This is a genomic window from Afipia sp. GW821-FHT14H12, assembly GCF_058803465.1.
This window is the reverse complement of sequence record NZ_JBXAOZ010000002.1, coordinates 422,569-435,604: the sequence shown is the minus strand read 5'-3', so window position 1 is coordinate 435,604 and position 13,036 is coordinate 422,569. Positions and strand designations below refer to the sequence as shown.

The window sequence follows — 13,036 nt, the reverse complement described above, 5'->3', positions numbered from 1 at the left end:
GTATTTGCGGAGCGCTATTTGATGTTGGGTATTCCAAGATCGAGTTGGGGCATCTCGATCTGAGGGATTTCGATCTTCACCTTCGATGGATCGACCGTGGACAGCGTTCCCTTGTAGTGCATCACCATCTGCGGGAACAGGATGACCAGGCAGACCATGATGACCTGGATGATGACGAAAGGCACCGAGCCCCAGTAAATCTGCGCGGTCGTGACAGGCTCCATGCGCCGTCCGCTGACACGGTCGATGTAGGATTCCTTCGGTGCGACGGATCGCAGGTAGAACAGCGCAAACCCGAATGGCGGATGCATGAACGATGTCTGCATGTTCACGCCGAGGATGACGCCGAACCAGATCAGGTCGATGCCCAATTTCTCCGCGACCGGGCCGAGGAGGGGAATGATGATGAAGGCCAACTCGAAGAAATCGAGGAAGAACGCGAGGACGAAGACGAAGGCGTTCACGAACAGCAGGAAGCCGACTTGGCCGCCCGGCAGCGAGACCAGAAGATGCTCGACCCAGCGGTGGCCATCCACTCCGTAGAAGGTCAGCGAGAAGACGCGCGCGCCGACCAGAATGAACATCACGAAAGCGGAGAGCTTCGCGGTCGACTCGACAGCCTGACGGGTCAGGTCGAACGAGAGCCGGCGCTTCATCAAGCCCAGGATCAGCGCGCCGGTGGCGCCCATGGCGCCGCCTTCGGTCGGCGTAGCCACGCCGATGAAGATCGTGCCGAGCACGAGGAAGACGAGGCCGAGCGGAGGAACCATGACGAACACGACCTGTTCGGCAAGGCGCGAGAGCAATTTCAGGCCCAGGAGCTTGTTGAGGACCGCAATCACGAAGGAGATCGCGACCACGAGCGACATGGTGAGAACCACGTAATCCGCACCGGCCTTGACGCTGGTAAAGCCCATCGCGATCAGGGCAAGGATTGTCGAGCCGACAAAGACGATGAAAAGCGAGAGCGTCATCGTGCGGACAATGCCGATGAACGGCTTGACGAAGATCGCCAGTAGAATCATGAACCAGAAGCCGTGGCGGACCTGCACATTGCTCGAAATCATATCGAACACCGGCGCGGTCCAGTCGAACAGACCGAGCTTGACTGCGAAAAGGTAGGCGGCGCCCGCTGCGGCAAGAGCGGCGACCGGCAGCACCATGCGATGCTGCGCGGTCTCGGGGTCGCGCAGCGTCTGGGCTTCCAACGGGAGGCCGGGTACGGCCTTCGGCGCGAAGATCGTCAGCAGGAAGATGTAGGACGCATAGAGGATCGACAGCACGATGCCGGGGATGAAGGCGCCTTCGTACATGTCGCCGACCGAGCGGCCGAGCTGGTCGGCCATCACGATGAGGACGAGAGAGGGCGGGATGATTTGTGCGAGCGTGCCGGATGCGGCGATGATGCCGGTCGCGACCCGGCGGTCGTAGCCGTAGCGCAACATGATCGGCAGCGAGATCAGGCCCATCGAGATTACTGACGCCGCGACGACGCCGGTGGTGGCGGCAAGCAGGGCGCCGACGAACACCACGGCATAGGCGATGCCGCCGCGGACGCTGCCGAAAAGCTGCCCGATGGTTTCGAGCAGATCTTCGGCCATGCCGGATCGTTCGAGGATCAGCCCCATGAAGGTGAAGAACGGAATGGCGAGCAACGTTTCGTTGTTCATCACGCCGTAGACGCGCTCGGGCAGTGCTTGAAGGAAGTCCGGGCGGAACAGGCCGAGCTCGATGCCGATCAAAGCGAACAGCAGGCCGTTCGCGGCGAGCGAGAATGCGACCGGATAGCCGAGGAGCAAAAACAGCACCAACGACGCGAACATGATCGGTGCCATGTATTCAATAAATATCGCAGCCATTCAGTTGCGTCCTTTGAGCGTGAATGCGCTCGCGCGCTTAATGGGTTTCTGAGGAAATAGCTTCGGCAAGCCGCGCCGCTTCGGCCGCAGCCTGTTCCTGAGCGGAAAGTGCCAGCTTGTTGGGATCAGGGAGCAGCCCGCGCATCACGGCAACGCGCTTGATGATTTCGGAGATCGCCTGCACCAGGAGCAGGGCGGAGGCGATTACGAGCAACGACTTGGCCGGCCATTGCGGCAAGCCGCCGGCGCTGAAGGACTGTTCGTTCTGATGATATGAGACAAGGAAGAATGGAATCGATGTCCAGAGCAGAACGATACAGAACGGCAGCAGGAAGAAAACGTGGCCGATCAGATCGATCCAGCTTCTGACTTTGAGCGGCAGGTGATGATTGACGATGTCGATCTTGATGTGATCGCCGTTCAGTAGCGCCCACGGAGAGCACAACAGGAAGACCACGCCGAACAGAACCCATTGCAGTTCAAGGTAGGCGTTCGACGACACGTCGAAAATTTTGCGGATCGTCGCGTTGGCGGACGAGATAATGACGGCAATGACGATCAGCCATGACAGCCATCGTCCGATCACTGTCGTGAACGAGTCGATGCCGCGACTCAACTTGAGCAAAGTTTGCAATTAAGCCTCCCCCACCGCGCAGACGCCCCGGCATTTTAGCTGGATTGTCTGCCGTCCGTCGAACGCTTCAAGCTGTCCGGGATAAATTCGGGCGGACAAAATCAGCGCCCAAAGCTGCCGTCAATTGGAAGTTTGGAGGTGCCGGAGAATAATCTGGTGTGGCATATCAACCACCAGTCACGCTCATATGGCGGCTGACGCTGGGGCCGTTATGGCGGCGGTCGATCACGAAATCATGGCCCTTGGGCTTCAACCCTATCGCACGATCTATCGTAGCGCTCAGCAGGGTATCGTCGGATGACGCACGCAGCGGCTTGCGCAGGTCGGAAGCATCCTCCTGGCCGAGGCAGGTATGCAATGTTCCCGTACAGGTGATGCGGACGCGGTTGCAGGATTCGCAGAAATTATGCGTCAGCGGGGTGATGAAGCCGAGCTTGCCGCCGGTCTCGCCGACATGGACGTAGCGGGCAGGGCCGCCGGAACTCTCGGACAGGTCGGTCAATGTGAATTGGGTCGCAAGACGTGAGCGCACCATCGACAGCGGCACATATTGGTCAAGACGGCCGCCGCTGATGTCGCCCATCGGCATGACTTCGATCAGCGTCATGTCCATGCCTTCGCCATGCGCCCAGCGCATCAGGGACGGGATCTCGTCCTCGTTCATGTTCTTGAGGGCGACGGCGTTGATCTTCACCCGCAGGCCGGCGCGTTGTGCGGCCCTGATTCCGGCAAGCACCTTGTCGATGTCGCCCCAGCGGGTAATGGCGCGGAACTTGTCGCGGTCGAGCGTGTCGAGCGACACGTTGATCCGGCGTACGCCGCAATCGGCGAGCTCTGCTGCATATTTCTCAAGCTGCGAGCCGTTGCTGGTGAGCGTCAACTCGTTCAGCGCTCCGCTCTGCAAATGGCGCGAGAGCGAGCGGAACAGCGACATCACGTTGCGGCGGACCAGTGGCTCGCCACCGGTCAGGCGCAGCTTACGGACGCCCTTGGCGATGAAGGCGGAACACAGCCGGTCGAGTTCTTCCAGCGTGAGAAGATCGCTGCGGGGCAGGAAGGTCATGTCCTCGGACATGCAGTAGAAGCAGCGCAGGTCGCAGCGGTCGGTCACCGAGACGCGCAGGTAGCTGATCGTCCGTCCGAACGGATCAATCATTGGAGTGGTATTGGCCGTTGTATCCAGAGGAGCGTCCATCATGTTCCGCCAGCAGAGGTTGCCCGTTCGCACGGTCGGGCAACCTGCTTTATTTAGGCGCTGCAAGGGTCTGGTACAATCGGCGATCCGACGCAGGGGCCCTTTTAGACCAGACGGTTCAGCGGACCGGAGGGAACGGCGACAGGCCGGGCGGCGGCGGTGAAGCGGTTGCGGCAGGCGCGGGCTGGGCTGCAGGAGCAGCCGCCTTGGGCTTCGGATGCGGCTTGCGTTTCGGTTTCTTGGGCGGCGTGGCGGGCTGGAGCTCGGCGACCACCGGGTTCGGATCGAGGATCGGATCAGCGCCAGACTGCTTGACGACCGTGACCTCCATGGTCGCGGGCTGATATTTCGCCAGCGCGTAGGTCACCGTGAAGTTCTCACCGGCCGGGACCTGCACAGAGCAGGGCGTTTTACATCCTGGCCCGACGGACGTTGTCGCGTCGGCCCCCGGAGGCGTGGAATCCAGTTGCAGGGTCACCTGCGGCGGCGTGGATTTGAAGAAATCCGTGGACGAGCAGCCTGCAAGGCTGAGCCCTGCCGCAACGATCAGAACGACACGCATGGATACATCCGTCTTTTTTGATGTGGTTGGCACACGATCCCCACGGCCAAGCACACGATCCCCATACCCAAGCATACGGGTCGCGGCATATGAGCGCAACCGGACGACACTGCATCTTAAGAGACGCGGTTAATGCGGCGTCTTAAGACGCAACATAAAATTGATCCATATCAATTGCTTGCGGCAACAAGCATGTTCGCCACCGTAGCGGGAAGGTCGCGCATATGGGAGATCAGCCGGTCGGGCTCGAGATCCTTCACCGCGATCGGCGTGTAGCCGAAATCGACGGCGATGACGGGAACACCCGCCCGTTTCGCAACCCCGATGTCGGCCCCGGAATCGCCAACCATGATCGCAGCCGCAGGCGTTCCACCTGCACGGGCGATGGTCTGGCGCAGGATGGCGGGGTCGGGTTTCTGGACGCCGAAGGTATCCGCGCCGCAGATCGCGGCGAACCGCGCGCTCATCTTCAGGTTGTTCAGCAGCCGGTTGGAGAGCCACTCGAGCTTGTTGGTGCAGACGGCGAGCCGGTGCCCCTGGCTTGCGAGTTCGTCGAGGGCGGCTTCGGTGCCTTCAAACGGGCGCGTGTTGTCGGAGATGTGGTCGGCGTAGAACGCGATGAAATCGTCGGTCAATTTCGCGACGTAATCCGGTGTGCAGACGCGGCCCTCGGCCTCCAGCCCCCGCTCGATCATGGCGCGCGCGCCAGCGCCGATCATTTTTCGTGCAGGTGCAAGCGGGACGGCCGGGAGGCCTTCGCGCTCCAGCACGAAGTTCAGTGCATTGACGAGGTCCGGCGCACTGTCCACCAGCGTGCCGTCGAGGTCGAAAACGATAAGGGGTAGATTGCTCATGATTGTTCGCTACCGCGCGTCCGGCGCGAGCGCAAGGGGCAGGAAAAATCAGCGGATTTCAGGGGTGGCAACCCTGTTCCTCGGGCCAAATCGAGGGTAGAAAGCCGCGCCGTCCGGGTGATGAGGGTACTGGCGCAATGTCGAAGGAAGAGCTGAAACGGGCCGCGGCCGCGCGGGCCCTGGAGTATGTCGAAAACGGCATGCAACTCGGCCTTGGCACCGGCTCGACGGCGAAGCATTTCGTGGAATTGCTGGGCGAGCGCGTGCGCGGCGGCCTGCGCGTGATCGGGGTGCCGACCTCCGAGGCGACGCGGGCCGATGCCGAACGCTGCGGCGTGCCGCTGACAACGCTGGACGAGATCGATCGTCTTGACCTGACCGTGGATGGCGCCGACGAAATCGACCCCTCGCTCAATCTCATCAAGGGTGGTGGCGGCGCGCTTTTGCGCGAGAAGATCGTCGCGGCGGCCTCGGCGCGGATGGTCGTCATTTCCGATGACAGCAAATGGGTGGACACCCTCGGGCGGTTTCCGCTGCCGGTGGAAGTCATCCCGTTCGGTCTCGGGGCGACCCGCCATGCGCTGGCTGCGGCCTTCGCGCAGGCCGGTGTCGCAGGCGAAATAAGCCTTCGGCAGGGCAAGGATGGCCATGCTTTTGTCACCGATGGCGGCCACTGGATCCTGGACGCTCATCTGGGACGTATCCCGGACCCGCCGCGGCTTGCTGCGCTTCTCAGCGCTATTCCCGGCGTGGTGGAGCATGGATTGTTCATCGGCCTTGCGAAAACGGCCATTCTGGCCGGATCGCAGGGGCTTCGTATCGTTGATCGGCCGGCAGGCCGGGTTTGAGGAGCTTGAAATGAAGAAGACGATTTACGCCCTTCTGGCGGCTGGCTTTGTCGGCGTGATGGCAGGCCCGGCTTTCGCGCAGTCGAACCCCAACCCGTCACCGGCGGCGATTGCGACCGCCAAGGATATCCTCCACGACAAGCACATCGAGGAACTCTACAAGGAAGCGGTGCCGAGCCTCGTCGAGCGCGCCAAGGGGACGCTCGTGTCGAGCAACCTCAACTACCAGAAGGATCTCAACGAGCTCGCGCCCAAGGTGGCGAAGGACCTCGCCGGTGGCGAGAAGGAGATCGGCGAGGAGATCGCAAAGATCTATGCCTCGCGCTTCTCCGAGCAGGAGCTGAAGGACATCGCCGCCTGGTACAAGTCGCCGCTCGGCAAGAAGGTGATCGAGCAGGAGCCGCAGATCTTCGCAGCCTCGCGCGGCTTCATGGATCAGTGGGCGCAGACCTTCTCCCAGAAGATCATCGACAAGTTCCGCGCCGAGATGAAGGCGCGCGGCAAGGCCATCTGACACCGGCATATCGGTCATTTGCGGCATGCCCGCGAATGACTGGTTTCGGGCGCGCGGGCAGTACATGACAAACTTCGACGTTGATCTGTTTGTGATCGGGGGCGGCTCCGGTGGTGTCCGTGCGGCCCGCATCGCGGCGGGTTATGGCGCGCGCGTCATGATTGCCGAGGAATATCGCTTCGGCGGCACCTGCGTGATCCGCGGCTGCGTGCCGAAGAAGCTGATGATGCTGGCCTCGCTGGTCTCGACCGAGGTGAAGGACGCCGCCGGGTTCGGCTGGACCATTCCGGAAGCGAACTTCGACTGGACGACACTGATTGCCAACAAGGACAAGGAAATTGCCCGCCTTGAAGGCATCTACGCCGCAAACCTCGAAAAGGCCGGTGCCCAGACAGTGAAGGCGCGCGCGGTGTTCGAGGACCCGCATACGCTGCGGCTCTCAACCGGCGAGAAGGTTACGGCCAAACACGTTCTGATCGCGACCGGTGGCATGCCCAATCATGGCGCGGCGATCCCCGGCATCGAGCATGTGATTTCCTCGAACGAGGTTTTCCATCTGGAGAAATTTCCCGAGCGCATCGTCATTCAGGGCGGCGGCTATATCGCGCTCGAGTTCGCCTCGATCTTCAACGGCCTCGGCTCAGACGTCACGCTGATCTATCGTGGCGACAACATCCTGCGCGGCTTCGACGAGGATGTGCGCAAGCACGTTCGCGGCGAGATGGAGAAGGCGGGCGTCACGCTTCTGACCTCCTGCACGGTCGATCGCGTGGACCGCCACGGCGATATTTTCACCGCGCATCTGTCGAACGGCTCGAGCGTCGCCGCCGATCAGGTGATGTTCGCGATCGGCCGCCATCCCTGCGTCAACGGGCTAGGTCTGGAAAAGGCCGGCGTCGCGCTCAATCCCGTCAATGGCGGCATCGCGGTGGACGAGCATTCGCGCACCAATGTCCCGAATATCTACGCGGTGGGCGATGTCACTCACCGCATGAACCTGACGCCGGTGGCGATCAGGGAAGGGCACGCCTTCGCCGACACGGTGTTCGGCAACAAGCCGGTCGTCGTCGATCACGACAGCATTCCGACAGCGGTGTTCTCGCAGCCGCAGGTCGGGACCGTCGGCCTGACCGAGGAAGCGGCCCGCGCACGATATAACCGCGTCGATATCTACAAGGCCGATTTCCGTCCGATCAAGGCGACGATGTCCGGCAGCGAGAGCCGCGTGCTGATGAAGCTCATTGTCGATGGCTCCACGGATCGCGTTCTTGGCTGCCATATCGTTGGCCCCGAGGCTGCCGAGTTGACGCAGGTGGTAGCCATCGCCATCAAGATGAAGGCGACCAAGGCCGACTTTGACGCCACCATGGCCTTGCATCCGACGAGCGCCGAAGAACTCGTCACCATGCGCACGCCCGCGGCGCGGCACGTCCGGCAAGCGGCGGAATAACCTCTCCTGTAACTTCCTAGTGGACGAATTTACCCGTGCCGGTGTTAGCTGGTCTGTCAGACCGGCGCTGCCCGGATTCCGGTCTGTGTGAAAAAACACCGGGGGGAGAGAGCATCCATGGTTTATCGAGTACCGCAGACCTGCGCCCTTGTTCTGGCGCTGGCTTTGCTGACGCCGGTGGCGGCAACGGCCCAGATCGCCGTATCCGCCAATGACGGCAAGTCGGCTTTGAATGACGGCAAGTCCCAGGTGCGCGATCCGCTCGTGCCGGATAGCGTTTTCGTCATCGACCTCAACCAGTCGCCGCCGAAGGTGATCGGCGAGGTGGCCGCGCCCGCCAGCGCGGTGGGGCCGCCGACCAGCGTCGCGGTTGCCAAGGATGAATCGTTCGCGCTGGTCACCGGCGCGATGAAGGTCGATCCGGCCGATCCGAAGAAGATCGTTGCCGACAACAGGCTCTCGGTGATCGACCTGAAGGCGAAGCCGCCGGTGGTGTCCGCCACGCTGGAAGCCGGGCCGGGGGCTGCGGGCGTCTCGATCAATCCTGCGGGTAACCTTGCGCTCGTGGCAAATCGTTCCGAGGGCACGGTTTCGATCTTCAAGATCAGCGGCAAAACGTTGACGCCTGCGGGTAAGATTGACTTCGGCGCGCCGAAATCGGGCCCCTGCGCGGTGGCTTTCACCCCCGATGGCAAGCTCGCTTTCGTCACCCGCGATGGCGACAACAAGGTCTCGGTGCTGAAGATCGACGGCGACAAGATCGAATACACCAAGCGCGATATCGCCGCGGGTCTGCGTCCCTACGGCATCAACATGTCGCCGAAGGGCGACGTAGCGGTGGTGGCCGATCTCGGTCTCAACAACGGCAATGGCGATGACGACACGGTCAGCATCATCGACGTGAAGGCGAATCCGCCGCGCACCATCGATGCCGTCACCGTCGGTCCGACGCCCGAGGGCATGACGCTGTCTCGTGACGGGCAGTACCTCGCGCTTGCGGTCATGAACGGTTCGAACAAGTCCAAGTCCGCGCCGATCTACAATGACCACGGCATCCTGAAAATCTATCGTCTCAAGGACAAGAAGCTGTCCTTCGTGACGCAGACGAATGTCGGCCACTGGTGTCAGGGCGTGACCTTCAACAAGAACGCCAAGAAGGTTCTGGTCCAGTGCATGATCGAGAACGAGATCATGGTGTTCGACTTCGACGGCAAAAAGTTGAAAAAGAGCGCATCACTGAAGGCCAACGGACCGGCGGGCATCCGCATCGCGGATTGATGACAAGTCATTCCGGGGCGCGAGCAAAGCGAGCGCCCCCGGAATCCAGACGTTCGAGATTCCGGGTCTGCGGCTTCGCCGCATCCCGGAATGACAAGTGATCTTGAGTTTTAAGGCCGCCACCGGTTCTCCTCCGGCGGTGGCCTTTTTCCATCCTGAGGCGGGCAGGGCGCTGACCCCCGCTTAACTGGTTGACCAGACAGGACGAATTGCGAGTGGAAAGCGGCGGGTGGGCTGTGTATATAAGCCCCGGCCGATCATGGGACGATCAGGCAGGAGTTTTCGATCATGGCTGAGCGGTGGACGCCCGATAGCTGGCGCAAGAAACCGGTTTTGCAGGTGCCGGAATATCCGGACGCGAAGGCGTTGGCGGATATCGAGGGGCAGCTTGCGACCTTTCCGCCTCTGGTTTTTGCAGGTGAGGCACGCAACCTGAAGAAGGCGCTAGCGCGCGTGGCCGCTGGCGAAGCCTTCCTGTTGCAGGGCGGCGATTGCGCCGAGAGCTTTGCCGAGCACGGCGCCAACAACATTCGCGACTTTTTCCGCGTCTTCCTGCAGATGGCGGTGGTGCTGACTTATGCCGGCGCGTTGCCGGTGGTGAAGGTCGGCCGCATCGCCGGTCAGTTCGCCAAGCCGCGTTCCTCGCCGACCGAAAAGATCAACGGCGTCGAACTGCCGAGCTATCGCGGCGACATCGTCAACGACATCGCCTTCACGGCGGAAGCGCGCGTGCCCGATCCGCGCCGCCAGCTTGCGGCCTACCGGCAGTCGGCGGCGACGCTTAATCTGTTGCGCGCGTTCGCGACCGGTGGCTTCGCCAATCTCGGCAGCGTGCATCAATGGATGCTCGGATTCGTCAAGGATTCGCAGCAGTCGCGCCGTTACAAGGAATTGGCGGACCGCATTTCCGACGCGCTGAACTTCATGCGCGCTTGCGGTCTCAATCTGGAAAGCCATCCGGAATTGCGCGCGACCGAGTTCTACACCAGCCATGAGGCGCTGCTGCTCGGCTACGAGCAGGCGTTCACGCGCGTCGATTCCACCACCGGCGACTGGTACGCGACCTCCGGGCACATGCTCTGGATCGGTGACCGCACGCGCCAGCTCGATCACGGGCATGTCGAATACTTCCGCGGCATCAAGAACCCGATCGGCCTGAAGTGCGGCCCGTCGCTGAAGCCGGATGAACTCTTGAAGCTGATCGACATCCTCAACCCGGACAACGAGCCGGGCCGGCTGACGCTCATCAACCGCTCGGGCGCAGACAAGGTCGGCGATACGCTGCCGCACTTCATCCGCGCGGTGCAGCGCGAGGGCAAGTCGGTGGTGTGGTCCTGCGATCCGATGCACGGCAACACGATCACCTCGACGTCCGGCTACAAGACGCGGCCGTTCGACCGCATCCTGTCCGAGTTGAAGTCGTTCTTCGAGGTTCACGCGGCCGAAGGGACCCATGCCGGCGGCGTGCATCTGGAGATGACCGGGCAGGACGTCACCGAGTGCATCGGCGGCGCGCGTGCGATCACCGACGAGGATCTCAACGACCGCTATCACACGGTCTGCGATCCGCGCCTGAATGCCGAACAGTCGATCGACATGGCATTCCTGATCGCGGAATTCCTCAAGCAGGGCCGGGAGCGCAAGGCGCAGCCGCTGCCTGCGGTGGCCGGCCTCTGACGTGCTGCGCGTCTGGCGCGCGACCATCAACAGCCTCAACGGCCTTATCTTCGCGTTCCGCTCCGAACGGGCGGTTCGCGAAGAGGTCGTGGCGCTGATCCTGGCTCTTCCATTGTCATGGCTGGTCGGCGTCACGCCTGCACGCAGGGTGGAGCTGGTTGTTGTCGTGCTCCTTCTTCTCGTCGTCGAGTTGCTCAATACCGCGATCGAGAAGCTGGCCGATCGCCTGACGCTGGATCACGACCCGCAGATCGGCAGGGTCAAGGACATGGGCTCCGCCGCGGTTGGTGTGGCGCTCGCCATCGCCGGTCTGACCTGGCTGTTCGCCATCGCCGAGCGGATCGGGATCATCTGAGCAAAGCCCGCAATTGCGAAAGCCTCGCGTGGCGGGCTACAACAGGCCCATGACTGAATCCGCAAAATTTACGGTGACCCTGGCGCAGCTCAATCCGACGGTGGGAGACATCGCCGGGAATGCCGCCAAGGCGCGGGACGCGCGTGCGAAGGCGGCGGCGGATGGCGCCGCTCTCGTGGTGCTGCCCGAGCTTTTCCTGTGCGGCTACCCGCCGGAAGACATCGTCCTCAAGCCCTCGTTTCAGGCGCGATGCCGCATAGCCGTGGAAGAGCTTGCACGCGAGACCTCCGACGGCGGCCCGGCGATGCTGATCGGCACGCCATGGGTCGAGGAGGGCAAGCTCTATAACGCGGTGGCGCTGCTCGATGGCGGGCGCATCGCCGGTCTGCGCTTCAAGGCCAACCTGCCGAATTACGGCGTGTTCGACGAGAAGCGTATCTTTGCGCGGGGCCCGGCGGCGGGACCTCTGACCATTCGCGGTGTTCGCATCGGCGTGCCGATCTGCGAAGACACATGGATGGAGGAGTCGGCGGAGTATGAGAACGTCGTCGAATGCCTCTCTGAGACCGGCGCTGAGATCCTGATCGTGCCAAATGGCTCGCCTTACGCGCGGGCCAAGAACGATATCCGCCTGTCGATGGCGGTAGGGCGCGTGACCGAAAGTGGCCTGCCGTTTGTTTACGTCAATCAGGTCGGCGGTCAGGACGAACTGGTGTTCGACGGCGCGTCGTTTGCGCTCAATGCCGACCGCTCCCTCGCGGCGCAGCTTCCCTGTTTCGAGGAAGTGACGACGACGCTGACATGGACAAAGAGCGCGAAGGGATGGACCTGCAAGGGGCCGATCTCGCCGCTGATCGAGGGCGACCGGGCGGACTATGCCGCCTGCGTGCTGGGATTGCGCGATTATGTCGGCAAGAACGGCTTTCCCGGCGTGCTGCTTGGCATTTCGGGCGGTATCGATTCAGCGCTGTGCCTTGCCATCGCAGTCGATGCCATTGGTGTCGAGCGCGTGCGCGGCGTGATGCTGCCGTTTCGTTTTACCGCGAAGGAATCGATCGAGGACGCGGCGCGGATCGCGCGCGGGCTCGGCATCCGCTACGACGTGCTGCCGATTGCGGCGGCGGTGAACGGTTTCGAGGATATCCTGAAGGATGTCTTCAATGGCAAGCCGCGCGACGTGACGGAGGAGAACCTTCAGGCGCGTACCCGCGGCGTGCTCTTGATGGCGATCTCTAACAAGTTCGGCGACATGCTGGTGACCACCGGCAACAAGTCCGAAATGTCGGTCGGCTACGCGACGCTGTACGGCGACATGAACGGCGGCTTCAACCCGATCAAGGATATCTACAAGACCGAAGTGTTTCGTCTGTCCTCGCTGCGCAATTCATGGAAGCCGGAAGGCGCGCTCGGTCCGTCCGGCAAGGTCATTCCGGTCAGCATCATCGCGCGTCCTCCGACGGCGGAATTGCGCGAGAACCAGACCGACCAGGACTCGCTGCCGCCTTATGAAATTCTCGACGGCATTCTGGAGCGGCTCGTCGAACGCGATATGTCGGTCGCCGAGATCGTAGGTGATGGTTTCGATCGCGATACGGTGCTGCGTATCGACCGGCTGCTCAACCTCGCGGAATATAAGCGTCGGCAGGCTGCGCCGGGCGTGAAGGTCACGCGCAAGAACTTTGGCCGCGACCGCCGCTACCCGATCACCAACCGCTTTCGCGACAATGGCGACCGCGATCCCGAACCCGACCATGCGCTGGTGTCCCGCTCGCGCCGGGACACGACCGAGGTTTTTGACGGGTGAGCGACG

Annotated in this window: 12 protein-coding genes; 7 read left to right on the top strand and 5 right to left on the bottom strand. The window is 62.3% G+C overall.

Translation table 11 applies throughout. The features are described from left to right. Positions 1-14: 14 nt before the first annotated feature. The 5 genes from AC1RNA_RS13610 to AC1RNA_RS13590 all read right to left on the bottom strand — a co-directional run bounded on the left by AC1RNA_RS13610 (position 15) and on the right by AC1RNA_RS13590 (position 5,104). A complete protein-coding gene (locus tag AC1RNA_RS13610) occupies positions 15-1,859 on the bottom strand; it encodes a TRAP transporter large permease (protein ID WP_492951447.1) in 1,845 nt (614 codons plus the stop codon). Between the two features lie 37 nt (positions 1,860-1,896). After that, complete coding sequence (locus AC1RNA_RS13605; RefSeq protein WP_009339147.1) at positions 1,897-2,493, bottom strand: TRAP transporter small permease subunit; 597 nt, start codon at positions 2,491-2,493, stop codon at positions 1,897-1,899. A gap of 166 nt (positions 2,494-2,659) precedes the next feature. After that, positions 2,660-3,691: a GTP 3',8-cyclase MoaA gene (gene moaA, locus AC1RNA_RS13600; protein WP_492951446.1), complete on the bottom strand. Its 1,032-nt coding sequence runs from the start codon at positions 3,689-3,691 to the stop codon at positions 2,660-2,662. Between the two features lie 115 nt (positions 3,692-3,806). Beyond that, positions 3,807-4,250 carry a PEGA domain-containing protein gene (locus AC1RNA_RS13595; RefSeq protein ID WP_009339149.1) on the bottom strand — a complete coding sequence of 148 codons (444 nt, stop codon included), beginning with the start codon at positions 4,248-4,250 and terminating at the stop codon, positions 3,807-3,809. Positions 4,251-4,420: 170 nt separating this feature from the next. Next, the gene (locus AC1RNA_RS13590) at positions 4,421-5,104 is read right to left on the bottom strand and encodes an HAD-IA family hydrolase (RefSeq protein WP_492951445.1); all 684 of its coding nucleotides are present in this window, start codon (positions 5,102-5,104) and stop codon (positions 4,421-4,423) included. A gap of 137 nt (positions 5,105-5,241) precedes the next feature. On the opposite strand from AC1RNA_RS13590, the gene rpiA reads away from it, so the two are divergent. The 7 genes from rpiA to AC1RNA_RS13555 all read left to right on the top strand — a co-directional run bounded on the left by rpiA (position 5,242) and on the right by AC1RNA_RS13555 (position 13,030). Further along, on the top strand, positions 5,242-5,952 hold the full coding sequence (gene rpiA, locus AC1RNA_RS13585) for a ribose-5-phosphate isomerase RpiA (protein ID WP_492951444.1): 711 nt from the start codon (positions 5,242-5,244) through the stop codon (positions 5,950-5,952). 10 nt (positions 5,953-5,962) lie between these two features. Further along, positions 5,963-6,466 (top strand): DUF2059 domain-containing protein, encoded by a 504-nt coding sequence (locus tag AC1RNA_RS13580; protein ID WP_009339152.1) that lies wholly within the window; start codon positions 5,963-5,965, stop codon positions 6,464-6,466. A 64-nt stretch (positions 6,467-6,530) separates the two neighbouring features. Then, the gene (gene gor / locus AC1RNA_RS13575; RefSeq protein WP_492951443.1) at positions 6,531-7,916 is read left to right on the top strand and encodes a glutathione-disulfide reductase; all 1,386 of its coding nucleotides are present in this window, start codon (positions 6,531-6,533) and stop codon (positions 7,914-7,916) included. A 117-nt stretch (positions 7,917-8,033) separates the two neighbouring features. Next, positions 8,034-9,194 (top strand): YncE family protein, encoded by a 1,161-nt coding sequence (locus tag AC1RNA_RS13570; protein ID WP_009339154.1) that lies wholly within the window; start codon positions 8,034-8,036, stop codon positions 9,192-9,194. Positions 9,195-9,482: 288 nt separating this feature from the next. Beyond that, positions 9,483-10,871: a class II 3-deoxy-7-phosphoheptulonate synthase gene (locus AC1RNA_RS13565; RefSeq protein ID WP_492951442.1), complete on the top strand. Its 1,389-nt coding sequence runs from the start codon at positions 9,483-9,485 to the stop codon at positions 10,869-10,871. A 1-nt stretch (position 10,872) separates the two neighbouring features. Then, positions 10,873-11,226, top strand: a complete 354-nt coding sequence (locus tag AC1RNA_RS13560) for a diacylglycerol kinase (protein WP_048756296.1) — start codon at positions 10,873-10,875, stop codon at positions 11,224-11,226. Positions 11,227-11,275: 49 nt separating this feature from the next. Further along, positions 11,276-13,030 carry an NAD+ synthase gene (locus AC1RNA_RS13555; protein ID WP_492951441.1) on the top strand — a complete coding sequence of 585 codons (1,755 nt, stop codon included), beginning with the start codon at positions 11,276-11,278 and terminating at the stop codon, positions 13,028-13,030. The last annotated feature ends 6 nt before the right edge of the window (positions 13,031-13,036 follow it).

Excerpts from the sequence above, each read along its gene's own strand:
- AC1RNA_RS13610 (WP_492951447.1), bottom strand. The coding sequence starts at position 1,859 with ATGGCTGCGATATTTATTGAATACATGGCACCGATCATGTTCGCGTCG.
- moaA (WP_492951446.1), bottom strand. The coding sequence starts at position 3,691 with ATGATGGACGCTCCTCTGGATACAACGGCCAATACCACTCCAATGATT.
- AC1RNA_RS13595 (WP_009339149.1), bottom strand. The coding sequence starts at position 4,250 with ATGCGTGTCGTTCTGATCGTTGCGGCAGGGCTCAGCCTTGCAGGCTGC.
- AC1RNA_RS13590 (WP_492951445.1), bottom strand. The coding sequence starts at position 5,104 with ATGAGCAATCTACCCCTTATCGTTTTCGACCTCGACGGCACGCTGGTG.
- rpiA (WP_492951444.1), top strand. The coding sequence starts at position 5,242 with ATGTCGAAGGAAGAGCTGAAACGGGCCGCGGCCGCGCGGGCCCTGGAG.
- AC1RNA_RS13580 (WP_009339152.1), top strand. The coding sequence starts at position 5,963 with ATGAAGAAGACGATTTACGCCCTTCTGGCGGCTGGCTTTGTCGGCGTG.
- gor (WP_492951443.1), top strand. The coding sequence starts at position 6,531 with ATGACAAACTTCGACGTTGATCTGTTTGTGATCGGGGGCGGCTCCGGT.
- AC1RNA_RS13570 (WP_009339154.1), top strand. The coding sequence starts at position 8,034 with ATGGTTTATCGAGTACCGCAGACCTGCGCCCTTGTTCTGGCGCTGGCT.
- AC1RNA_RS13565 (WP_492951442.1), top strand. The coding sequence starts at position 9,483 with ATGGCTGAGCGGTGGACGCCCGATAGCTGGCGCAAGAAACCGGTTTTG.
- AC1RNA_RS13555 (WP_492951441.1), top strand. The coding sequence starts at position 11,276 with ATGACTGAATCCGCAAAATTTACGGTGACCCTGGCGCAGCTCAATCCG.